Source organism: Leisingera sp. McT4-56, assembly GCF_020514995.1.
GTDB classification, from domain to species: Bacteria; Pseudomonadota; Alphaproteobacteria; order Rhodobacterales; family Rhodobacteraceae; genus Leisingera; species Leisingera aquaemixtae_A.
In genome coordinates this window covers 1-22,772 of the sequence record NZ_JAJALF010000037.1, presented here as the reverse complement: position 1 = coordinate 22,772, position 22,772 = coordinate 1, and the positions used below count along the sequence as shown (strand labels likewise).

General features: G+C 59.8%; 17 protein-coding genes. 4 read left to right on the top strand and 13 right to left on the bottom strand.

Features of this window, described 5'->3' with window-relative positions:
* Positions 1 to 48: 48 nt before the first annotated feature.
* The 5 genes from LHL23_RS22620 to LHL23_RS22600 form a co-directional block, all read right to left on the bottom strand.
* Positions 49 to 783 carry a DUF3726 domain-containing protein gene (locus LHL23_RS22620; RefSeq protein ID WP_226431652.1) on the bottom strand — a complete coding sequence of 245 codons (735 nt, stop codon included), beginning with the start codon at positions 781 to 783 and terminating at the stop codon, positions 49 to 51.
* Positions 780 to 2,480 carry a hypothetical protein gene (locus tag LHL23_RS22615; RefSeq protein ID WP_226431651.1) on the bottom strand — a complete coding sequence of 567 codons (1,701 nt, stop codon included), beginning with the start codon at positions 2,478 to 2,480 and terminating at the stop codon, positions 780 to 782. Before LHL23_RS22615 ends, LHL23_RS22620 begins: the two co-directional genes overlap by 4 nt.
* A gap of 107 nt (positions 2,481 to 2,587) precedes the next feature.
* On the bottom strand, positions 2,588 to 3,550 hold the full coding sequence (locus LHL23_RS22610) for a LysR family transcriptional regulator (RefSeq protein ID WP_226431650.1): 963 nt from the start codon (positions 3,548 to 3,550) through the stop codon (positions 2,588 to 2,590).
* A gap of 461 nt (positions 3,551 to 4,011) precedes the next feature.
* A complete protein-coding gene (locus LHL23_RS22605) occupies positions 4,012 to 5,643 on the bottom strand; it encodes an arylsulfatase (RefSeq protein ID WP_226431649.1) in 1,632 nt (543 codons plus the stop codon).
* Positions 5,644 to 5,663: 20 nt separating this feature from the next.
* Positions 5,664 to 6,500 carry a TauD/TfdA dioxygenase family protein gene (locus LHL23_RS22600; protein ID WP_226431648.1) on the bottom strand — a complete coding sequence of 279 codons (837 nt, stop codon included), beginning with the start codon at positions 6,498 to 6,500 and terminating at the stop codon, positions 5,664 to 5,666.
* 90 nt (positions 6,501 to 6,590) lie between these two features.
* On the opposite strand from LHL23_RS22600, the gene LHL23_RS22595 reads away from it, so the two are divergent.
* Positions 6,591 to 7,529: a LysR family transcriptional regulator gene (locus tag LHL23_RS22595; RefSeq protein ID WP_226431647.1), complete on the top strand. Its 939-nt coding sequence runs from the start codon at positions 6,591 to 6,593 to the stop codon at positions 7,527 to 7,529.
* Between the two features lie 298 nt (positions 7,530 to 7,827).
* Here LHL23_RS22595 and LHL23_RS22590 read toward each other — a convergent pair whose 3' ends face one another.
* The 6 genes from LHL23_RS22590 to LHL23_RS22565 form a co-directional block, all read right to left on the bottom strand.
* Positions 7,828 to 9,726 carry a UvrD-helicase domain-containing protein gene (locus LHL23_RS22590; RefSeq protein WP_226431646.1) on the bottom strand — a complete coding sequence of 633 codons (1,899 nt, stop codon included), beginning with the start codon at positions 9,724 to 9,726 and terminating at the stop codon, positions 7,828 to 7,830.
* A complete protein-coding gene (locus tag LHL23_RS22585; RefSeq protein ID WP_226431645.1) occupies positions 9,723 to 12,050 on the bottom strand; it encodes an ATP-dependent nuclease in 2,328 nt (775 codons plus the stop codon). Before LHL23_RS22585 ends, LHL23_RS22590 begins: the two co-directional genes overlap by 4 nt.
* Before the next feature lie 255 nt (positions 12,051 to 12,305).
* Positions 12,306 to 13,178 (bottom strand): ABC transporter six-transmembrane domain-containing protein, encoded by an 873-nt coding sequence (locus tag LHL23_RS22580; protein WP_226431653.1) that lies wholly within the window; start codon positions 13,176 to 13,178, stop codon positions 12,306 to 12,308.
* 2 nt (positions 13,179 to 13,180) lie between these two features.
* Positions 13,181 to 13,603: a DUF2141 domain-containing protein gene (locus LHL23_RS22575; protein ID WP_226431644.1), complete on the bottom strand. Its 423-nt coding sequence runs from the start codon at positions 13,601 to 13,603 to the stop codon at positions 13,181 to 13,183.
* Entirely contained in the window at positions 13,600 to 16,728 is a 3,129-nt protein-coding gene (locus LHL23_RS22570; protein WP_226431643.1) for an efflux RND transporter permease subunit, read from the bottom strand. Before LHL23_RS22570 ends, LHL23_RS22575 begins: the two co-directional genes overlap by 4 nt.
* A 3-nt stretch (positions 16,729 to 16,731) precedes the next feature.
* A complete protein-coding gene (locus tag LHL23_RS22565; protein ID WP_226431642.1) occupies positions 16,732 to 17,880 on the bottom strand; it encodes an efflux RND transporter periplasmic adaptor subunit in 1,149 nt (382 codons plus the stop codon).
* A gap of 104 nt (positions 17,881 to 17,984) precedes the next feature.
* Here LHL23_RS22565 and LHL23_RS22560 point away from each other — a divergent pair, with 104 nt between their 5' ends.
* Both LHL23_RS22560 and LHL23_RS22555 read left to right on the top strand, forming a co-directional pair.
* Complete coding sequence (locus tag LHL23_RS22560) at positions 17,985 to 18,599, top strand: TetR/AcrR family transcriptional regulator (RefSeq protein ID WP_226431641.1); 615 nt, start codon at positions 17,985 to 17,987, stop codon at positions 18,597 to 18,599.
* A 346-nt stretch (positions 18,600 to 18,945) separates the two neighbouring features.
* Positions 18,946 to 20,151 (top strand): MFS transporter, encoded by a 1,206-nt coding sequence (locus LHL23_RS22555; RefSeq protein ID WP_226431640.1) that lies wholly within the window; start codon positions 18,946 to 18,948, stop codon positions 20,149 to 20,151.
* A gap of 234 nt (positions 20,152 to 20,385) precedes the next feature.
* Here the strand turns inward: LHL23_RS22555 and LHL23_RS22550 are convergent, their stop codons facing one another.
* Both LHL23_RS22550 and LHL23_RS22545 read right to left on the bottom strand, forming a co-directional pair.
* Positions 20,386 to 20,922: a hypothetical protein gene (locus LHL23_RS22550; protein WP_226431639.1), complete on the bottom strand. Its 537-nt coding sequence runs from the start codon at positions 20,920 to 20,922 to the stop codon at positions 20,386 to 20,388.
* The gene (locus tag LHL23_RS22545; RefSeq protein WP_226431638.1) at positions 20,919 to 21,326 is read right to left on the bottom strand and encodes a hypothetical protein; all 408 of its coding nucleotides are present in this window, start codon (positions 21,324 to 21,326) and stop codon (positions 20,919 to 20,921) included. Before LHL23_RS22545 ends, LHL23_RS22550 begins: the two co-directional genes overlap by 4 nt.
* A gap of 75 nt (positions 21,327 to 21,401) precedes the next feature.
* Between LHL23_RS22545 and LHL23_RS22540 the strand changes: the two genes are divergently transcribed.
* Entirely contained in the window at positions 21,402 to 22,391 is a 990-nt protein-coding gene (locus tag LHL23_RS22540) for a GlxA family transcriptional regulator (protein ID WP_226431637.1), read from the top strand.
* Positions 22,392 to 22,772 lie beyond the last annotated feature (381 nt).

The window sequence follows — 22,772 nt, the reverse complement described above, 5'->3', positions numbered from 1 at the left end:
CCGCCACTGGTATCGCTCCTGAGCACCGGAACACTCTCAAGCCGGTACCTAGGCTGGGCCAGCCCCTGCCCGGGATTTGTCATCCGAAGGCACCAGTATCGGCCAAGCAGCTGCATTCAACGCGGACCAATGGTCTGAAGACACCGAGATGCCACGCTCAAGCGACTGATCATAATTGGCCGCCAGCTGCGCTGCGGTGACTTCGAACCGCTGCAGTCCTGGATGTTCGGCCTGCCTGGTAACGGCATCGGCCAGCAGCGCAGCCTGGGTGGTACAAATTATGATCAGCGCGGAAGCCTCTTTGCCGGCTCCGGCCTGTTCCACACGCCAGTAGTTGGGGAACACCGCGCCGCTTTCGAAGCTGGCCCCATGCATGCCAATCTGATCGCTCCAGTAGGCGGCGATATAGACGCCTTGCTGGGCTATCAGCGACAGGCTGCGCAGGATCAAGTCCGGATACCGGCAATTGATCAGCTCCACGATGGCAAAGCCTGTTTCCTGCGCCTTGGCAAAGGCGAGATCAGCCGCGAGGGAGCCGTGCTCACAGACTTCGGCGCCGCCCGCGTCAATAACTGCGAGCCCTGCGTTTTCATAATCCAGCCGAGGCGCCACGCCGCCTTTGGGGGCTTCGGGCGGCAGCGTGATGCGCTCAAACCCGCCCAACCCGCACATGTGCGACCAAGTGATTAGCTGTGCAGCATCCTCATAATCTCCGGTCTGATGTCCGGCACCTTCATAAGCGCGTGACAGCGCCGCGATCATTTCGTTGCGGGAAACTCTCATGCCCGGACCTCCTCCATTTGGGGTTTCAGCGGCAGGAACCAGCTATCGTATGTCTGGCCGATGTCCTCGATCAGCGGGGCGCCTTGGTACATAGTGTTGCGCACCCACAGTTTGGAGCGCGGGTCGAATTTACTGACGCCGAAGAACGCCAGCTTACAGCGCAGCATGTCCATCGGGCGGATGTCTCGGCTGGCCAGATTGGCCCGGATTTCCGCGTATTTGTGGCGCGACATGGTTTGAATGCGGCGAACGATGCTTTTCATTGCCGGCCGGCGCAGCAGGAAGTGGACCACATCGCTGTCGGGGTTTTCCGCCAGGTCCTGTATCAGCAGATCATAGCATTCGCGCACCCGGCGCCCGATCGGCAGCGGCATCTGCTTTTCCACCCCTGGATCGGCCCCGGCAAAACCCAGCCGCGGCTCAAGCTTTTCTTCCGAGCGGTACCAGAAGGCATCGGTCTCAGTGGCGTCGGAAAAATCGATCTCCAGCGCCCAGCCGTACCGGGTTTCGATCAACTGCCGCAAGGCTGCAGTGCTCATCGCCGGATCAATCACCGGGTTGGGAATTACGGCAAAACTGTCTTCAAGATCATTGACCAGTTCCGGGTGGATCTCCAGGCAGATGGAGTTAACCAATTCCTGAGTTTCCAGACTCCAGACATCGCGGGCGTGATCCGTCAGTTCCGACCAGGTTGTCAGCTGATCGCCTGTCCCGGCCAGCCAGCTGTCCACCTCGCTTAGTTCCGCAATCAGTACCTGGTTGCGGTCGATCTGCTCGGCGTCGCTGGTGTGGCTTTCGCCGAAGTGCTGCTTGGCACGGCTGACCAGATCGTGGAACAGACTGATGCGCCAAGCGGTCGGAGCCGCCTTGTGCAAGACTTGCGCCAGCGCGGTTTCGCGCATTTCCACCCATTGGCTGAACAATTCTCCATGGTTGATCAGATATGGCGCCATGCCCAGGCCCGTGGAATTGCCGATGCCAAAGAACCGCTTCAGTCGACCGTCCAGCAACACCGCGGTATCCGGCGCGCGGGATTTGGCGACATGATCCACCTGGTCCAGACTGAACTGGCGCAGCAGGAAGCAAATGAACATTTCCGGTGCAAACGGGCGGTTGAAATCCGGAAACTTCGCCCGGACCTTGTTCCAGTCCGCCATGCCCAGCTTGCCGCTGCCGTAAACCGCCGTTGTCCGGTAAAGATAGCCGACTTCGGCAATGCGCTGCGCATCGGGCTGGCGGCCTGCGCTCAACTCTTCCAGAACATAGCTGAACAGCCGGGAAGAACGGTTGGCCCGCGACAGGCTGAACACCCGCGCATCAACTCGGCCTGCTTCCTGTTTCGGCACATTGCGGCGCAAATCCTCCAGCCAGACATCATCCACCAGGCCTTCGCAAAGCGCCATGGTCAGATCCCAACTGGTTGCAATGACCCGGTCATTGCGCTCCTCATCAGGCAATTCGGTGGAATACAGCACAAAGCTGAAAACCCCATTGGGCGTTCGGATTTCATAGATGGCCGTGCCGTAGCCCTCCGGGTCCAGATCAAACAGCCGGCGGCTGATGTCCCATTCTTCCTTCATGATCCGCCGCACCAAAGTGCGCATGAAGCTGAGCGTCGAAGAATGCAGTGACCCCAGGCGTTGCAGATCCATGACCTCCGCCTCCGGCCGCATCCTTTCGGTAAGTGCTGCGAGCATGTAATGCCCTCCCATTTCAGTCCTGCGCGTTCGCAAACAGCTTTGGCCGGGAAGGGGAGCCAAGTAAAATTTGAAGAATCGAAAGACTTATAAGCCAGGCAAATAAATCAACCCCCGGTAACGGATGCCTCAACAGTCCGGTTCGGAAACCGCGCGGAAATCTGCCGTGCCTGGCCCTGCAGATACTCCAGAAAGCTCTGAGCCACAGAGGACAGCGGGCGGTCTTTTGCCACCACCAGCTGAAGCTCCCTGTACAGAGTTGGCGCCGACAGGCAGCGATAGACCAATGCCGGGTTCAGATAATCCGGTGCCGCCAGCGCCGGCACCGCAGACACCGCTTCGCCGCTTTCAATCAGCCCGGCCAGCGCCGCCATCGTCAGCACCGTGAAATCGGGGCTGGTCACAGAGGTCGGCAACCCCTCACCCGCCTTGGTCAGACGGCTGACCCCGGTATCCTCGGCCATACCAGCAAACGGCAGACCGTCGAGGCAATCCCAGGTCAGCGGCTCAGTGCGGCGCGCAAGTTCCTGGGTGTTGCGGCAGATCAGCCCAACCTGATCGCGCAGAAACGGCAGATAGGTCAGCCTGGGATCATCAGACCAGCTGCTCGACAACCCGAAATCGGCACGTCCTTCCAGCACCTGCGCCTCCACTCCGCGCGCGTTGTCGTCCTGCAAGTGGATCTTTGCCTGCGGCATCTCTGCCGCAAAGCCACGCATCGCTGGCGGTAAAATCCGCACCGCCGCCGAAGGCAGCACCGCCACCCGCACCTGATTAAGCTGATCCTGCGCGCTCGCCCGCACTGACAGGACCGAGGCTTCGATATCGTCCAGAATCTTCTCTGCCTTCGGCAGCAGCTCCTGCCCTTGCGCAGTCAGCTCAACCGACCGGGTGGTCCGCTTAAGCAGGGACACGCCAATAATTTCCTCAAACTGCTGAATACTCAGCGTAAGTGCCGGCTGCGACACCGCCAGATTTTGCGCGGCCCGACTGAAGGAGCCGCACCGAGCCACCGCAACAAAGGCGCGAAATTGTTTGAGAGACAGGTTGCGGGCGATTTTTGTCTTCATTCCTGGAACCTATTACTTGCCAGCCAAACACTGAATGGGAAAAAATGCCTGCGTCGCTTGGGCGGAAAACCGGAGTTGACCAACGACGTCAATTAGTTTGGCTCATCAAGTCTTTCTGCAGGTGAAGGCCAAGATCACGGCTTGAGCATTCCTACCTGAACTTGCCCACTGCACGGTGTAGTATCACGACTTCAACTCCGCTGTACCTTGCACGAATGGTCGAGATCTCCGCTGAACCGCAAAGCGGCTTTCCATGCCAGCACAGAAAAATCTCCCACTTTGCTTGTGTCGCACAATTTTGACAGGTCCGGTGTGGGCTCATGCCGCATGTTCGCCGCGCCGGGCGTGAATAGCTGATCTCCGATACAGAGGCCGTTCGCCTGGTCGGGCTCGAACTGGCAGTGAGCGGGACAAACCCGTCCTTTACCAGGGGACCCTCAGTAGCCGCTTAGCCCTCAGTTTCAGCCGCTGGCGGTCTCCATATTCCATGCCGCCAGAAGTTTCGGCAGCGCTTCGTCCCAGTTCAGCACACCGGCGGCTTGGGCCCAGGCCTGATACTGTCGGATCAGGTCTTTCTCCAAGGCGGGGCTGCGGCCTGCAAGATCGGTCAGTTCAGTGCGGTCGGCCTCGATGTCGTAGAGCTCCCAGGGACAATCATGCAGCCGCACCAGCTTGAACCGGCCCAGCCGGATCGCGGCGTTGCCCTCGTGCTCCCAGAAGATCGGCTGCGCGCGCTGCCAGTCCTTGCCCTGAAAGAGGCCCAGCAGCGACTCTCCTTGCAGCGGCTGGATCTCATGGCCGCCGACCTCGGTCTGATAGGCGGCGCCGGCGGCTTCCAGAATGGTCGGCAGGATATCGACCACATGGCAGGCTGCATGGGCAGCACTGCGCGGTTTGAACCCCTTTGGCCAATGGGCGACCAGAGGGGTCGAGATGCCGCCTTCATGCACATAATGCTTGTACAGGCGGAACGGCGCATTGGAGACATTGGCCCAGGGCTTGTCATAGCTTTGAAATGTCTGGGCATCGCCCGGGCGCAGGCCGGTCACATTGCCCATGGTGATCTGCCTGCCGTCGTGCGTTTTGTCCGGGTAGAACTTCGCCCAGCCGTCCTCGGCCATGAACTCGGCGCAGCCGCCGTTGTCGCTGAGGAAAAGGATCAGCGTGTTGTCGAACTGCCCGAGCCGTTTCAGGGCCGAAATCAGTGTGCCGACCGACTGGTCCATGCGGTCCACCATTGCCGCATAGGTTGCCATCTTGCTGGCCTCCCAGTCCTGGTTCTTTTCCTGTTCCCAGCCATGCACGGTGCTGTCGCGCGGGGAGATGTCCCAGCTGCGCTGGAAAACGCCTTGGCCGTTCATCGTTTCATGGCGTGCGGTGCGGATATGGTCCCAGCCTTTCGAATAGACGCCATCGTATTTTGCGATGTCCTCAGGATGGGCATGCAGCGGCCAGTGCGGCGCAGTATGGGCGAGGTAGAGGAAGAATGGCTTTTCGTCCGCGACCGCGCCTTCGATCATGCCGATGGCCTTATGGGTGATGGCGTCGGTGAAGTAGAAATCATCCGGGAAGGTTTCGACCCGGCTGTCATCCTCCAGCATGTAATGCGGCGAGAAGAAATGCGTGGCGCCGTCCATGATCCCGTAAAAACGGTCAAAGCCGCGCTGGCGCGGTGTCGGGTGCTCGACGTCGCCGATCCGCCAGCTGTCCACACTTCGCGGCTCGAAATCGCCGGCCACATGCCATTTGCCGGACATCAGCGTGGCATAGCCGCTGGCGCGCAGATGCTCGGCTATGGTGGCGCTGTCGTTGCGCAGGAACCCCTGATAGGCAGGCGTGCCCAAATTCGCGCCCATATGCCCGACGCCGGCGTTATGCGGGTAGAGCCCGGTCAGTAGCGACGCCCGCGTCGGGCAGCAGCGGGCACAGTTGTACATCGCAGACAGCATCACGCCGCCCCGCGCAAGTGCGTCGATGTTGGGAGTCTGGATTTCAGACCCGGTGCAGCCGAGGTCGGCAAACCCCATGTCGTCCACCAGGATCAGGATGACATTGGGCCGGCCGGTGTCTGTCTGGGAGCTGTGGCTGGTCATGGCTGAGCTTTCATCAGCGGTCAGGATGCGCGGGCGGAGGCAAGCGGGCCGCCCTCGACGGTGACACGGTGCATCAGGCGGCGGAAACCGTGGTAGTCGTTGATCGCCTTGTGCCAGGTGGCACGGTTGTCCCACATGGTGATGTCACCCGCCCGCCAGCGCACGCGGCATTGAAACTCCGGCTGCTGGCAATGGGCATAGAGCATGGCCAGAAGCGCTGAGGATTCTTCCGGGTTCAGCCCTTCAATGCGGGTGGTGAAGACCGGGTTCACAAAAAGGCCGCGCCGTCCGCTCAGCGGATGGGTGATGACCACCGGATGCCGGGCGTCCTGGGTGGCGGCCTCTGCATTGCCCAAACGGCCCGATTTCACCGCCTCGCTGTCCATCGCGGCGGCGCCGAACACATGGCGCGAGGAATGCACGGCCGTGAGACCATCAAGAAAACGGCGCATCGGCGCTGAGAGCGCCTCATAGGCGGCACCCATGGAGACAAACAGCGTGTCGCCGCCATAGGGCGGCATCTCGATGGCGTGCAAAATGGAACCCATCGCCGGTTCCTGATCATAGGAATGATCGGTATGCCACCCCTCACCAACGGCCTCCGTCTGGTCCTTCTCTTTCAGGACAGTGGCGATTTCCGGGTGGCCCTCGACCGGCTTGAAGAACCGGTTAACATTCACCGGCCCGAAACGGCGGGCAAAGGCCAGGTGATCTTCTGGCCCTGCGGTCTGTCCCCGCAGCACGATCACCGAATATTTCGCAAATGCGTCCTGAATGGCGCTGAAATCCTCGCCGCGGCGGATATCCGCCCCCAGGATTTCCGCGCCCAAACCGCCGGTCATTGGCAAAATTTCCATGGTATCCTCCGCTGTCGCCTGCAGGCAGCATAGGGTCTGTCCCAAAACTGGAAAAACTGATTTAATCTGCTTCAAAGAAAGATTTTTCCAATGGTTTGCTTCACCCTTCGCCAGCTCACCTACCTGACGGAAACCGCGCGGCAGGGCGGTATTGCCCAGGCGGCGCGGCAGCTTAATGTCTCTGCCGCAGCCATCGCCTCGGCACTGGACAAGCTGGAGGCCGCCACCGGCCTGACCCTGTTTGACCGGTTTCCGGCACAAGGCATGCGGCTGACCCGCGCTGGCGGGACGTTCGCCACCCATGCCGAGGCGCTGCTGACGCAGGCCGCTGCACTGGACCGGCAGGCCGCGGATCTGGCGTTTGGCCGCACCGGCAGGATTCACATCGGCACCCATCACGCACTGGCGCAGCAGATTGTCCTGCCTGCGGTGCTTGCTTTCCGCGAAAGCCATCCGGGCGTCCGTATCGAGGTAAAGGAAGCAGATTATCCGGCACTGGTGGCCGCGCTGGACACTGGCGAGGTGGACGCGCTGGTGGTCTTTGACCAGGGGTTCGATCCCGGCCGGCATGAGGTTGAAGTTCTTTTGGAGCTGCCGCCTCTGGTTCTGTTGTCAGGCGCGCACCCTTTGGCAGCGAAAGCCCGGATCAGCCTGTCCGACCTGACCGGTCTGCGATATATCGCCGTCTCGCCCGCTGGCCCCGGCCCCAGCTACCTGCAGCGGCTGCAGGCCGCGGGTGTTCACCCCGAAGTGCCGTTCCAGTCCCAATCCCGCGAGCTTGTTCAGGCTTACGTCGGCAAGGGGTTCGGATTCACGCTTGCAGGCTTCCCGCCCAAACAGGACTGCACGACTGAAGGCGACCCAATCGTTGCGCGGCCGCTCAAGGAAAGCATCGGGCACTACAGGGTGGTGATTGCCCGCTCGCGCCAAGCAGTTCGGTCAGGGCTGACTGACCGGTTTCTGGAGTTTTGCAGGCCTCCGGTCTCAAGTTCCAGTCTTGCAGGTATTCAAAGATCTGCAAACCCGTGATGCTGCCGTTCGTCTTTTCTGCAGCATCTGTCGCGAAGGGCTCTGTCCGGGCATTCGCCACACCAGGCGTGAATGATGGCACCCAGCCCAAAGCGGCCCCATGTCTGGCGACCAGCCTGGCGGGCAAGAACCTGCAGGTCGGGCGGACAGCCGACCTTCGCTGCGCCAAGCGCGAATGACCGCTTGAGCACCTTAGCGGTCTGACGTTGCACAACGGACGGCAGTCATACCGGTAAATAGATGTCCAGAATTGATCTTTTTGAAAGATGTGTTCGATCAGTTGAGTGCAAATCCGATTTTATTTCAAGCTCACCGCCTCGCTCCTGTCGAACCAGCCTCGATCGATAACTGAAGAGACCAGTGCGTTGGGATCATCTGTATAACACACGATTGCCAAGCTTTTTTCCGCTCGACTACAGGTGACATAAAATAGTCGTCGCGTACGAGCGATAGCTGTATCTTCGCCCTCTGCTTCCCGTTTCAAATCGTTGGCACTGGGCGGTTTCAGACCGAAAAGCTTGTCGTAACTGAACAGGAAACCTCGCGCTTCTTCATCGCTTATCACTACCATGACGCGCGGGAACTCAAGTCCTTTTACCCCTTGGTGGGTGCCGAACGGAGAGAGACCGTTCACGTATTGATCGTAGGCTTCGATTTGCCAGAAGGGTGTCGCCAGCATGTTCCGCCAAGCCTTAAAATCGCTGGCTTCGCCTCCAATCTCATCCTCGTAATCACCGACATCTAACCCAACTTCGGAACCGTCCGAAGAAATGAATGGAGCCAATACGTCCGGCACCGTGAAGAGACCCGATTTGGCAACGACTTCGAGGACATTTAGGAATGAAGGGACTTTCTTCTCTTTGAAGATGAGAAGCAGTTCTTCGCAAGCCTTTTGGGCGCCCCTCAAGCTCTCGATCTGATCCTCGCCCGCATTTTTGAGGTTCTTACTGGCGAGCAGCGGCGAAAATTCCCGGATGACGGACGTTGCGGCAAATTTGTCGTTCGCTAGCAAAGCTTTGACAGTCGGAAGAACCTGCTTGCCGAAGAAACGAAGCGGCGCCGAGGATCCGTCTAGTAGACTGGTCTGAAGCCGCTTCGAAGCGTAGAGCGGCTCAAACATCGCGTCAAACCCGAAACGGGTGGCGGCCATATGATGTTCCAGCGTCAACGTCTTGTATTGTCGTCCGTCCGCGACCCATGCTGTGTCGCCTGTAATGTCTGCCATCAGAGTCGCAACTTTGCTTTCAGCGGCCTGCTTGTCGACATCGTTGGCAAAGGCGAACAGGCGCACGAACCCGTCAGCCCTGCCTTCACGTCCGACTTGGGCTTGATCGTCTGCGCCGGCGCGTACACGATTGACCAATTCGATGATGCGCAAGTCAGAACGATGGTTCATCACCTTGCGTGGCAGCGCCCACCCTTGCATGCCGATGCCCAGATCGGATTTGCCATCGAGATAGATGCGCTGCATGGTATCACCTATTAGACCCAGGCAGAATTCCTCCGAGTTGGACGCTTGAACTGTGAGCAGCGCCTCCATCAGTCCCTTGTTGGTGTCTTGGCTCTCGTCGACCAAAAGGATGGGGTATCGGGAGATCAGAAGCTGCTGCAGAGCGGGCTTCTCTACCAGATACTGAGCGACGATAGAGATGACCTCGGAATGGTTGAGTGCGTCCCTACCGCGGTTGTCGCCAGTCGGGCTGTAGATGAACTTCTTGACCGATGCGATGCGGTCTAACCTGCGGGTTTTGGACTCGAGGGATCTGACGCGATCCTGATAGGTTTGAGTTTTGGTATTCTTGGTTTTAGCTATCTGTTCCTTCAGCTCAGAGATGGAAGCCTGAAGGGACTGTCGCACCCATGTCCGAATGTCCTCGGTGCGCCCTTCGATCAAAGACCAGGCAAACGAGTGGATGGTGGACACGTCGACCCTGGGGTCGTACTCGAGCCTGTGGCGGATCTCATCGCACGCTACATTGGTGTAGGTGATGACACCGATTTTCTGCCTAGCGAGCGACAGCCGCTTTCCCGAGGAGGCCAGCACGTGCGCTATGGCCCCCACGAGGGATCTGGTTTTACCGGACCCTGCGCCCGCATACAGGAAGAAGCTGACTGGCTTGTCCAAATCGAGGCTATCCCGAATAATACGGTCGGCCTCGGCATCAAAGTCAGCAGGCGCTGTTTCGATTTTGCTCATTCTGATGGTACTCCTGCCGATGCCAGGAACTCGACCTGTTTCTTCATGAGCTGTTCCTCCAGCCAGCGCAGGCCTTCGGCGATGTAATCCGGAGTTTGTAGCTTATCGAAGCCTTCGGCGCCCAACACGTTCAACGCAAATTCGGCCTTTGTTCCAGTTCTGAGTGCCTCGAATAGGTCCTTGCCGATTTTTGCAAGGTCATCGGACTGATTGATGGCTTTGTTGAATTTCTTCACCAGACCGGTTCCGTCCAATTTTGAGAAGAAGTCCAAGTTCTCGAAAACCAAGGCATCCTCGAAAGTGTATGGCAAGGCGGTTTGTTCGACGGTGCCTTCAGCTGGCCAAACGACCTTGTTAGGCGTTTGATAGGCCACACGAACACCGTAAAGGGCATCGTGCAGTATGACTTTGTCCACGGCTCCGTCCAGTAGCTCGTCCACGGTGGACTTCTGCGGACACCAGAGTTTCAGGGTATCGTTGTTGGTAAGCTGTCCCTCCCCCGTCTTGGGCTGGACTGCCTTGCTTTTCTTGACAACCTTGCCCGTCTTGGCGTCGCGGACCGTGTATTCCTCCTCGGCGTCAAGGTCAGTGATAATCAGTGTGGTCAGCCCCAAAGTGTCCATCAGGCTCTTGAGTTTGTGCGCATGGCTACCGCCGACTTCAAGAATGGTAATGTAGCCTTGGTTAAGGCGTTGAAAATCCTTCTTGATGAAGTTCGGCAGCATCATCCGCTCTGCCGAACCCTCCACAAGTATCGCCGCATCGGCAAAGAACAGATCAGCATGTTGCGCGCGGATGTATCGGGTCACAAATCGGGAGGTCTCAGTCTCGTCGCCGAAGGCCTGCGTCAGATTCACTACCGACGAAACCGGAACGGCGACCTTGTCCATGCCTGCGGGCAGACGCCGGAAGTACCGCAAGCACGCATAGGGCGTTTCATGGGCCACATGGCTCGAATGTGTGCTGACAACCAACTGGGTTCGTAGCCCGACCTTTTCTCCTAGATCCGGGTGCGCCCTCAGAACCTCGTAGGCTTTCTTGATGAAGACTTGCTGTACCTGAGCATGGAGGTGAGCCTCAGGCTCTTCGACGAGTACGAGATGAAGAGGCTCAAACTCAACGTCTTCCGTGGTTTTCGAGGCCTTCCCGACCCGCATCCATGCGTCGCGGAAGCTCATAAGCCTGAAGATCATCGAGATCAGATTCTGATAGCCCAAGCCATTGTTGTCCTCGGGAAGCCGGATGATCGGAACGGTTTTGTCAGCGCCAACCATATCGACTTGGAAGGAGACCGCCGCCTGATGATTCAGACCGTCCACCGTGCGGAGCTTGGTCGCCACATGGGGTTTGGGGTCGGTGACGCCGGGATAGCCAATCTCCCTCACCTCAGCAAAGGCAGCCTTGAAGCTTTCCGCGAGCCTTTCGTCGAATGCCTGCTGAGCTTGCTCAATCGCCTGAAGAGCACTCAGATCGTCGATTCCCGGTCGGTCGGAGGGATCGAGATGTTTTTGGTAGTAGGCACGCAACTGGTCGGATAGACGATGGCTGCCGGAAGGATTTCCGGTCCGATCCTCTGGATCTGAGGAATGACTATCCCCGAAACCGCGTTGGGCATTGATCTCGTTCACGCGAATTAGTCCCGCAAGAGGATCGCCTTCAACAGGCAGAGGATCTTCTGGCAGAACCTGCGGCTGTGCGATCGCTTTCACCGGTTCAGTTAACTGTTTCGGATCAAGACAATACGCCCGAACCCGAAAATGCGTGTCGAGCTTTCGAGACAAGAAATCCATCATATTGACAGGCCAGAGCGTCAGCTTCTCCGATTGATGGTTCTCCCCCTCCTTCTCAGCGACGGCTTTCACCAATGCCTCTGTAGAGCCGATGGCTTCGACAAATTCCTTGAACAGGAGTTCGGTGTCCTTAGGTTCCAAACGGAGCCTGACCCCAAGTAGGCCACCAGTCCAATCTAGGGTTGGTAGTAGTTTGCTGACCAGATGCAATTCCTTAGGCAAAACGTCGAGCCATAGATCGAGAGCTGGCAGGAAGGGTGCCCATGACGCCAGTGACAGGTCGGGCTTTGTGGCCCCGCCCCGACAGTCCAGCCAGGTCTGACCTAGATCATTGATGCCGCCCCAATGGCTCAAGGTTATGTCGTGGGTCGTGAAGGTCTGGTTCCGAGCGGAAAGGAAGCGTCGCAGTGCCTGCATCGCAGATGTCTTGCCGCTGTTGTTGGCGCCGACGAACAAAGTGGTCTGGTCGGCAAAATCGATACGGACAGAAAGCAGCTTGCGGAAGTTTGATATTTCAACGTGCTTAATGTGCATGGGCCCCTCATGCCGAAATTGTTTTGATTGCAATGCGCCAATCAAGTTCAACCTAGCCGATACTGAAGTTTATACAGAACGGCAAGAATGGGGCTCGAAGTAGGCAACTATTCTGAGCGAGCCGAATGTCGGCTCAGGGTCGAGATAAGCCTCCGACAAAGGGCCGGATAATGCGGGCGCCGTCCCGGTTGCCGAGCTCCATCCATCGCTCCGTAGGAGCGCAACAGCCTGACAACTTGACAATATGTGTGTTCTCTAAGGAGAGCTGCTGGGAGCAGTTTCCCGATTGAGCCTGCTTGTGATCTCAGACAACCGCGACCAGGTTTGCAGTGTCACTGGAAGACTGAGTGCCGCTTCGGCAAAGTCCCAGGAATAGGCAACAATCGAAAAGATTGCGCCTGCAGTGACAGCCATTACGGCAGCAGCAAACCACAGATTAAACAGGATCAGGGTCAGCAGGATTGCAAAAACGGCTCCGTAGAGAACGGCTTCGGCATCAGACAGCTGAACCTCGAAGCGGCGCAAGCGCTGCAAATGCGCCAGCGTTGCCTTTTGAAACCGTTTCTCCAGAACGTTTACCTGGCGTTCGGTTTGCTGGTTGAGCTGACCATTTAGGCGGAAAAAGCGGCGGTGAAACAGAGCATAGACGGCCGCCATTCCGAATGCTGCAATCAAGGAAGCCATGGCCAGCTGCGGAGCGAAGGCAAACAGCACCAAAGCAGAGACCGCAAACTGAACGCCCGAGGCCATGGCACTAGGCAGAGTTTCTTCCAGAAAATCCACCAGCTCGCGGCCCATATCCAGCCTGGCATTCAGAGCCGAGACCGGCAAGGAAGCAGAGCGTGCAGCCTGCGCCTCGCCCAATTCGACCCGAATGGTTCCGTAAGCACGGGTGTCATAGAGCCTTCGTAGAACACCGAGAGCAATCAGTGCTGCCAGAACGCCCGCCAAAAACCAAAGCTCGTGTATGCTGCCGCCCAGCAACCCGTCGATGGCAAAACCAATAAACAGCGGAATGAGCGTTGTCAGAACAGCCTCGCCCAAAGTGAGTGCCCAAGTCAGCGCGATACGCCCGCGAAACACCTTCAGCAACGACAGGATGGTCAGGTCTCGTCCAGCCAGCATCATTTTCACCCGTCGTAGAAGACGCGGATGGTGACATTGCCCGGTAGAACTGAGGCTTGGGCAAAACCTGGCTCGTCCTCCGGACCGCGGGCACCAGAGACGCCGATACCCTCCAGCAACTGATTTGCGTCGTAGTTCAGGTCCTCGTCGCCGTCTTCATCGTGAAACAGAACGACAGCATAGGGACCTGAGGAAAGTTCCGGGAAAGCATGCGCGGCTTTGCCCGGCCGGGCGGGGACCGCGGCAAAGGCTTCCGCCTGCCAGAAGTCCAGCGTTTCATAGGCTTTGGCTTCGCTGAAGACAGCGATCAGGATGTTGCCATCGCCGTTGCGGATGCCCTCGATAGTGAGTTGCAGCCCCTCGGCCCATGAGGGGGTGGAGAGAGTGGCTAAGGCGCCTGCAGCAGCCATGGTAAGAATGCGGTTCATGCGGTTTTCCTTTGTCCGGGTTGCTGAGGAGGGGAGAGGCGGAACAGGCTGATCACGTCCTCGGCAATGGCGATCAGCACCGGCACCAGGATCAGCATCAGCGCGGTGCCGAACAGCTCGCCAAAGGCAAGCGAGACCGCCGCCGGGATCAGGTACTGCGCCTGTTCGGAGGTTTCCGACAAGAGAGGCAGCAGGCCAATCACCGTGGTGGCGGTGGTGAGGAAAATCGCCTGAAAGCGGCCAATGCCGGCCTGACGCAGGGCGCTGGCAACAGGTTCGCCCTCCTCGCGGGCTTGGTTGTAGCGGGTGATCATCACCAGGCTGTCGTTCACGATGACGCCGGTGAGGGCGAGCATCCCGAAAAACGACAGGAGCGACAGCGGCACATCCATGATCAGATGGCCCACCGCGGCGGCAACAAAGCCAAAGGGCACAATCGCCAGGATCACAAACGGCTGCCAGTAGCTTTTGAGCGGCACGGCCATCAGCACATAGATCAGCACAGCCGCCAGCAGCAGCGCGCGGAGCAAGCCGCCGCGGATCTCTCCCATCTCCTCCAGCTCGCCCCCGGTGGCCACTGTGATGCTGGGGTATTTGGCCGCCAACTGCGGCACCAGCTGTTCAAAGACAGCCTGGCCGATTTCCTCCGGCGCCACCACCGAACGGTCGACAGTGGCCGCCACGGTATTGACCCGGCGCCCATCTCGGCGGTGGATCACGCCGGAGACATAGCTGCCTTCGATATCAGCCACGATCCCCAGCGGCACCCAGGCGCCGGTGCTGCTGCGCAGGCGCAGCTGCATCAGATCGCTGATGGTGTCGCGCGCCGTGCGGGCATTTTGCACCAGCACCCGGACCTCGACGCCGTCGCGCCGGATCCGGGCAACTTCGGCCCCGCCAAAGCCGTTGCCGATCTGGTTGGCCAGGGTCTCAGCGGTGAAGCCGAGGCTGCGGGCATCGGGACGCAGGCGCAGTTTCAGCTCAGGCTGCCCGCCAGCCATCCCGTCCCGGATATTGGCTACCCCTTCGATGCCGCCTAGGAAGCCGCGCATCTCGTCGCTGGCCTGACGCAGCAGGTCCTCGTCCTTGGACATCAGCCGGATGCGGAAACCGCCTGCCAGCTCTTCGGAGCCGGTGAATTCCAGCTCGGTTGCGCCCTCCACCGCGCCGGTGCGCTCCCGCCACAGCCGGACCACCTCCAGGATCGGCACTTGCGGTCGGTCGGCCACCGGCAGCATCTCGGCATAGATTTGGGCGCTGCCTGCACTGTTGATGATGGTGAAGAAGGTCTTGACCGGCGGGGTCTCCATCCCCGCCTGCTCTGCCAGCTCCTGATTCAGCGCGTGGCCTGCGGCCTCAATCCGGTCGACATTGGCGCGGGTCAGGGCAAAGGGCGCGCGGGCGTCCATTTCCAGGTTCACGGTGATCACCTGGCCCGGCACCTCGGGGAAGAAAACGGTGCGGACCTTGCCCTTGTACATCAGCCCCAGGCCCAGAACGGCAACGGCGATGAACAGCACCAGCACCGCATAGCGGTAGGTGACCGACACTACGAGAACCGGGTGGTAAATCCGGTCACGGAACCAATAGAGCCCGCCCCGCGCGCCGTCCTGCACATACCCCCACAGTCGGCTGACAAGATAGCTGCGCCGCGGCTCCAGCGGCACATAGGCCAGATGCGCGGGCAGAATGAACTTGCTTTCGATCAGCGAGAAGATCAGCGCCAGGATCATGATGCCCGAAAAGCCGGCCATCGCTTTGCCCACCGGGTTGTCGATCAGCAGCATCGGGAAGAAGGCGGCAATGGTCGTCAACACGCCAAAGACGGTGGCCACTGCAACCTTACGCACCCCTTTCTCCGTGCCTTCCACCGGGTCCTTCACTTTGCGCCGTTCCTCAAATACGCTTTCGCCGACCACCACCGCGTCGTCGACCAGGATCCCCAAGGCGAGGATCAGGCCGAATGTGGTCACGTCGTTCAGCGAGTAGTCCACCCATTTCGAGCCCGAGACCGCGATGGCCCCCATCACCGAAATCGGAATGCCCATGGCGACCCAGAACGCTAGCCGCACATTCAGGAACACCGACAGCATCAGCGCCACCAGGATCAGCCCCTGCACCCCGTTGGATTTGAGCAGCGCCAGCCGGTCCGCGATGTAGCTGGCACTGTCGCCCCAAACCTCGGCCTGAACCGAGGGCGGCAGCTGGCGTTCAAAGCCCTCAACCACGCGGCGGACCACGCGGCTGATCTCCAGAAGGTTTTCCTTCTGCCCGACCAAGACCTCCATACCGACAGTGGGGCTGCCATTGAGGCGGAACAGAAAGTCACCCTCAAGGTAGCCGTCCTCAATGGTGGCAATGTCGCTCAGTGGCACCTGTGAGCCATCTTCCCGCTCAATCACCGGCAACACGCCATACTCCGGTGCGTAACGGGCGCGATTGTCGGCGCGCAGGTGGATGGTGCCACCCTCGGTGCGCAGCTGGCCCGCTTGAAAAGTCAAAGAGTTGGACTGGATCGCAGCAGCGACGTCGCTGACAATCAGCCCGTATTGGCGCAGCCGCTCCGGGTCGGTCTCGATCCGCAATTCGCGCGGGATCAGGCCCCAGATCTTCAGTCGCGACAGCTCCGGTTGGGCCAGCAGCTCCTCCTTCAGCCGCTGCGCTAGGGTCTGCAGAGTGGCCGGATCAGCTTGCCCGTGCAGGTTCACGTAAAGCGCCGGGAAATCATAACCCGAGGCCTCAATCACCGGGCGGCGAGCCTTGTCCGGCAGCTCGGTCAGCCCGTCGATGCGGATACGCACCCGGTCCAGCACCGCCTGCAGCTTCTCGCCGCCCGCGCGCCGGACCGAAATGGTGCTGAGGCCATTGGCCGACAGCGAGGTGATGCTGCGCACCCCCTCCAGGCCTTCAAGTGCTTGCTCCACTTTCTGTGTCACCAGCTCATCCACCTGACCCGCAGTGGCCCCGGGGTATTCGATGGAAACCTCGACGCTTTCCGGCGGGATGCGCGGGAAACCTTCGATGCGGATCGACATCAGCGTCTGCACCCCAAGGAACAGGATCAGCGCCATCATCAGGTTGGCAGCGACGGGGTTGCGGATGAACCAGGCAGTCAGCGCGCGCATCGATCAGCCCTCCGCCGGCTTCGGGCTGACGCGCTGGCCCGGCAGAAAGGAGGCCAGCGGGGTTTTCGCCACCCGCCAGGGGCCGGTGTCGACGGGCGCGGCAATGGTTATGGTTCCTTTGTGCCGCAACAGCACCTTGGGCGTGATCCGTTGGAGCAGGCTATCCCCATCCACCAGCCAGACATGCCCGGCCCGGGTAAGGGTGCTTTCCGGAAGGGTCAGGGTGCCGGACAGCACCCGCCCGCGGAAGGCCACACGCAGGAAATCGCCCGCCAGAACCCCGTCCTGCGGATTTGCCACATCCAGGAAGATCCGAACCTGCCGCGTTTTCGGATCCAGGAAACCGCCGCCCTGGCGAATGCGGGCCTGCCCCAGCAGGCGGCCATCCCGGTGGAAAAGATCCGCCATCTGCCCGCTGAGCGGCTGTTCCAGCAGCTTCCAATCCTCCTGACTCAGCTGGGCGGTGATTTCGAACTGATGATCGTCGGACAGCTGCAGCAAAGGGTCGCCCGCGCTGACGGTCTGACCCAGGCTGGCCAGCCGCCGGGTGACAAAGCCGGAAAACGGCGCAGTGACCGCTGTATCCTCCAACTCCTGCAGGGCCGCCTGCAGCTGGGCCTCGGCCGACGCGACGTTGTGTTCGGCAATCCGCAGCTGCGGCAGATGCAGCGCCAGGTCGTTGGGCGGGCTGGCCCCGTCGCGGGCAAACTGCCGCTCGGCGACGGTCACCTTGTTGCGGGCCTGCAGCAGGGTTAGCCTGGCCTGCTCCAGTGTCAGCTCGGCCGCGGCAACAGCCGTTTCGTACCGGGCCTTTTCTATGGAAAACAAGGGCGTGCCTTTGGTCACCCTTGTCCCGGCCAAGGCGCCGTCATGCACCATCAGGATCCGCCCGGATACTGCCGAACGCAGCTCCGCATCCCAGCGCGGACGCAACTCTGCAAAGACGGAAACAACCGCCCGGGCCGGACCGGCGGCGGCAGTCAGAACTGAGACCTGCGGGGCGGGCGGCGGGGCGGCTGCTGCCTCCACATCGGCGGTATCCTCGGTTTCAAACAGCAGCAGGACAACCGCAGCCAGCACCGCTACCGACAGCACCAGCCACAGCCATTGCCGCCTGCGGGGAGCCGGGTTTTCCTTTGTTGCGTCCGTCATGGCCAGCCCCTCCCGCCGTCATCAGAAATCACGCAGCCCCTTGCAGGCCGCGGTTATTTGACATATACAGTGAACGATCGTTCGTTCAAGTATGGGTGCGAAAAATGCCCTCCGGAGAAGACAAGGCTGCATCGAAACGCGGCAAGGCGCTGGCCCAGCGGCGGGCGCAGATCCTGGAGGCTGCGCTCGAATGCTTTCTGGAAAACGGCTACCACCAGACCGGGGTGCGCGACATTGCGAAGAAAGCCGGGGTGAGCCTCGGCAATCTTTACAACCACTTCCCCGGCAAACACGACGTGCTGGCCGAGATCGCGGCGCTGGAGCGGCTGGAGATGGCCCCGTTCCTGAAAACCCTGGCCAAACCCTCCCCCGCGCCCAAAGTGCTGGAGAAATTCCTGACCGCCTACGCCGAATACGTGGCGGATCCGGACACCGTGATCCTGACGCTGGAAATCTCTGGCGAAGCCATCCGCAAACCCGATATCGCTGCGATGTTCATGGAGAACCGGGATCAGCTGGCGGCTGCCCTCACCGCAGTTCTGAAGCGGGGTATCGCGGAGGGGGACCTGCGCCGCCTGCCCAATCCGCAGGAGACAGCGCAACTGATCATCGAAGCGACCGAGGGCAGTGCCTACCGCTGCGTGCTGAGCAATGTCCCCATGCGCAAGGTCATGAAGGGACTGTGGGATTTTGTTTCGGCGGCAGTACTCGCTCACTGAGTGCCAACATGTCCGCGAGCATTTTCCGCATTTTCTAAGGGCGGCCTTGATCGCAGGAAGACAGTAGATTGCTTCACTTAGGTCTCCGAAATTCTGCGCGGTGGAGCAAAGCCCGGTTTGACGAGCCGCACTGCAGCAAGAGCCGGACCCGCTCAAGGTCGGCTATGGGCCGGTCAGCCCGTCACCATTCAGCAGATCGCAACGGAAGCAGCGCCGTATCCGAAGGCGGGTCAGAGCTGATGCGGCCACATACATCAATGCGTTGTTCGCTGCTTGTCGCGTTCGACGTCCCGCTATGGCTCCGCTTTCAACTTGCTTTGCCCCTGCAGCCGTTCGATAGGGCAGTATGTTCAAGAACCGGGCCATTGTCTTTATTCTGATAACGCTGATGATCGACGCTATCGGCATCGGTATCGTTTTCCCCATCATGCCGGACCTGATGGATCGCGTGGGGGCAGGTGACACCGGGAAAGGCGCGCTTTGGGGCGGGCTGCTGATGGCCGCCTATGCAGGTGCGTTGTTCCTGTGCGGCCCCATTGTCGGCAGCATCTCTGATGCTGCAGGACGCAGGCCGGTTCTGATCGCCGCGCTTGTCATGCTGGCGCTGGATTATGTGATCATGGCCCTGGCGGACAGTTTCTGGCTGCTCCTGCTTGGCCGCACGCTCGCGGGCCTTGCCGGGGCGACCTACATCACCGCCACCGCCTATATAGCGGATATATCTTCTCCGCGGGAAAGAGCCGCGAATTTCGGCCTCATCGGCGCCGCGTTCGGGATCGGTTTTGTGCTTGGCCCAGCCATCGGCGGTGTCGCGGCAGAAATCAGCATCGCAGCGCCGTTTTGGATCGCGGCGGTGCTGTCGGCCGGTAACGCCCTTTTTGGAGTTTTCGTGCTGCCTGAGAGCCTGGTGCCGGAGAAACGCCGCCCTTTTGGCAAGCGAGATCTCAACCCGTTCAAATCGATCTTCGATGCCTTCCGGCTGCCGGGGCTTGCAGTTCCTCTGCTGTGCATTCTGACCTTTGAGTTCGCCAATATGGTCTACCCGACGCTCTGGGCTTTCTGGACCCGCGAAGTCTTCGATTGGCCGACGCTTTATATCGGGCTTTCGCTTGCGGCCTACGGCGTGTTGCTGGCCTTGGTCCAGGGCGGGCTTATGCCGGTCTTCATCAGGTGGATCGGAGACTTTCGCACCTTGATGCTCGGCATGATATCGGCGCTGACCGGAATGATCGGTTTTGGCTTTACCGGGTCGGTTGCGGCTCTGGCCGTCTTTCTTTTTCTTGCGGCGCTGTCTGATCTCGTGCCTGCCTTGCTGACGGCCATGGCATCGAACCAGGTTGATGAAGACCGGCAAGGGGTGGTGCAGGGCGTTATCGCGTCGTTGTCATCTGTTGCGGCAATCCTGGCGCCCATCGTGATGACTGGCCTGTTCCAGGCCTCTGTTGATGAGAAAGGTATTTACTTGCCGGGGGCGCCCTTCCTCTTCGCGGCCGTTTTAGTATTGGCAATGATGCCTCTCGTGGTGCGCTTACGGGGGCATGCTTCGGTTTGAGCAACGATCACGTCAGAATGACTTTGCTTCAGCAGGTTGTGGCAGGTTAGTCCCGGTTGCAATCGCTCGCATCAAGGAAACGCTGCGCGATGCACAAATGACCGCTTCAGTGAACGCAGTGCTGAGGAAAGTTATTTGGCCGAATGCCCCCTAAGGGCCGCCGGCTTCATTACGAATAAAAGGTAATGCGACCGGACCGCCTTCGTCCGGTCGCTAGCAGCGAGTGGCCGGCGGTTACTGGAGGGGCTGTTTGTGCGCCGGTTGCCGGCTTCCTTTGGGGGCAGCTACGGTGAGCAGGAACCCGGCAAGCCCCAGGTCAGCTGCGATGCAAGCGATGATGTACCAGTCCGGGACATACTCGGTATTCCCAAAGTGGAAAGCGTCCCAGACAGCATGCAGCCCAACGCCTATCCAGATGATATCTGTGCGCCAGCGGGATAACACCGCGAGGCCCATCCAAAAGGCGAGCCCAAGGAGCTCGAGCCAAAGAGCTTCGGTCGAGCCTCCCCAACGAAGCCAATTGGCGACGTAGATCACAGGCAGGCCAGCCAAGAAGAGCGTAAATAGTCCCCGTATCAATGGGTTCTCCAGATCCCATGATTTCTGAACAGCGACGATTCCGGCGACGCCGAGGAACCCCAGCACGCCCCAGTGACTGGGATCGTCGAGATGGCGTGTCGGCAGGTCGGGCACAAAGAGCAGAGCGACAAATGTCACCAAAGCGAGAAAGGCGACCTGAGGAGATCTCAGGATGTGAGTCAGCTTGTTCATGAGAGCGCGCTCCCCCACTTGCCGCGAAGCGTGATGCTTCCGGCGACCAGGATGAGTGTTGCGATGTGAAACCCGACCAGAAGATTGAGGTATCCGGCCTGCTCCGGCGACGGTAGGAACTCGGCCGGGACGTCAAGAACCCATGTGCGGAACACGCTGTAGAGGATGATCTGACTAACAGCCGCGATTGCGAATGCGGCGAGGCCGATCCTGGGAAGCAGGAAGATGCCTGCCACTACGACCAAATCAAGGATAAGGTAGACAACGTCTAGGCTTTGCCACTTCAGCGGTGCCGACGACCAGGTGAACCCGGTCATGCCCATCATGTTGGCCACATGTACCCAAGCGCCATACAGATAGGCGGCAGAAAGAAGATATTTGAGGGGCGTGTGTAACAGTTCCATTGCGGCAGTTCCTTGTGTGAGAGGGCCGGTTGGCCAGTACGGAACCTGTGCTAGAAAGATTGAGGGTTGGCAGCCATGACAAAGACCGACAAAATCCTGCCAATGCAAAGCCGCCGAGTGATATTCATTGTCTTTCCGAAGTTCGAGATGCTCGACATGTCGGGGCCGGGCAGCGTGTTTACGGCCGTCAACGGTCTGCTTGAAGAGGATGTATACGAGGCTGTCGCCGTGTCCGCGGATGGCGGGCTCGTTCGGTCTTGGTCCGGCTTTGAAGTGAACACGGCCTGCTGTGCCGACGTGACGCCGGCAAAGCAAGACACGGTTCTCGCTGTCGGCGGTGTCGAGGATGTAATTGCAGCTGCCTGCGGAAATGAAGTCCTCATGAGTTGGCTGCGCAAGGCTTCGAAGAATGCCGCGCGAGTTGGGTCGGTGTGTACGGGTGCATTCCTTCTCGGAAGCGCAGGGATTGTCGGGAAGAGGCGTGTGGCGACCCATTGGAGGGCTGCGGATATGCTTGCGGACCTTTATGGAGACGCCGAGGTCGACAGCGGATCAATATACGTCAATGACGGCAACCTCTGGACTTCCGCAGGCGTGACCAGCGGAATCGACATGGCGCTGGCAATGGTCGAAGGAGACCACGGTCCCGACATCAAGGCGCGGGTGGCCAAGATGCTTGTCGTCTACGCCCATAGGCCTGGCAATCAGAACCAGTTCAGTGACGTCTTGTCCGCACAAATGGCGTCGGCGGGAAGGTTTTCAGATCTGGTCGATTGGGTCTTGAGCAATTTGAACCGCCAGTTGCGTGTCGAGGATCTGGCGATCCAGGCTGGCATGAGCGAGAGAACCTTCGTTCGGAAATTTCGGGCACATATGGGCCAGACGCCGGGCCGGTTTCTTGAAATCGCGCGGATCGAACGTGCCAAGACGCTCCTGCAGGCCGGCGCCGCGGTGAAAGCCGTTGCATACGCGGTTGGCTTTCGATCCGAAGCGGGCTTCCGGACGGCATTCGAAAACCGTCTCGGAATTTCCCCTTCGCTTTACCAGGAGATGCACGCGCGCTAGACCGAATGCCGTTGTCGGCGAAAAGTTCCAGATCCGGAGTTGTCAGTCCCGTGACGTCTCCGATGCTGGTGGCAAAACCCTCCGTATTTTCGGCCGCCCGCTCGGAAAATGCGGCCGGCGACTCAGAGAGCTTTTGTGCTTGGTAACCGATGCTGCAGCCGCAGCGCAGACCCGCTCGGTCCAAGCGGCATTGCTTGAGATGAAAAATGCTGCACCCGGTTGCCAATGGCCGCTCTGGCGACCGCTGCGGTGCGGCGGCGGGTTGCGAGGAATGTCCGCAAAGGGCCGTTTTCACCTGTTCAAACCCGCTGCGCGCAAACCCTGTTGATAGCGTTTGAGATCTTCCGGTCGCGCGAATGGATGCGTGCGTTCTGCCACTTG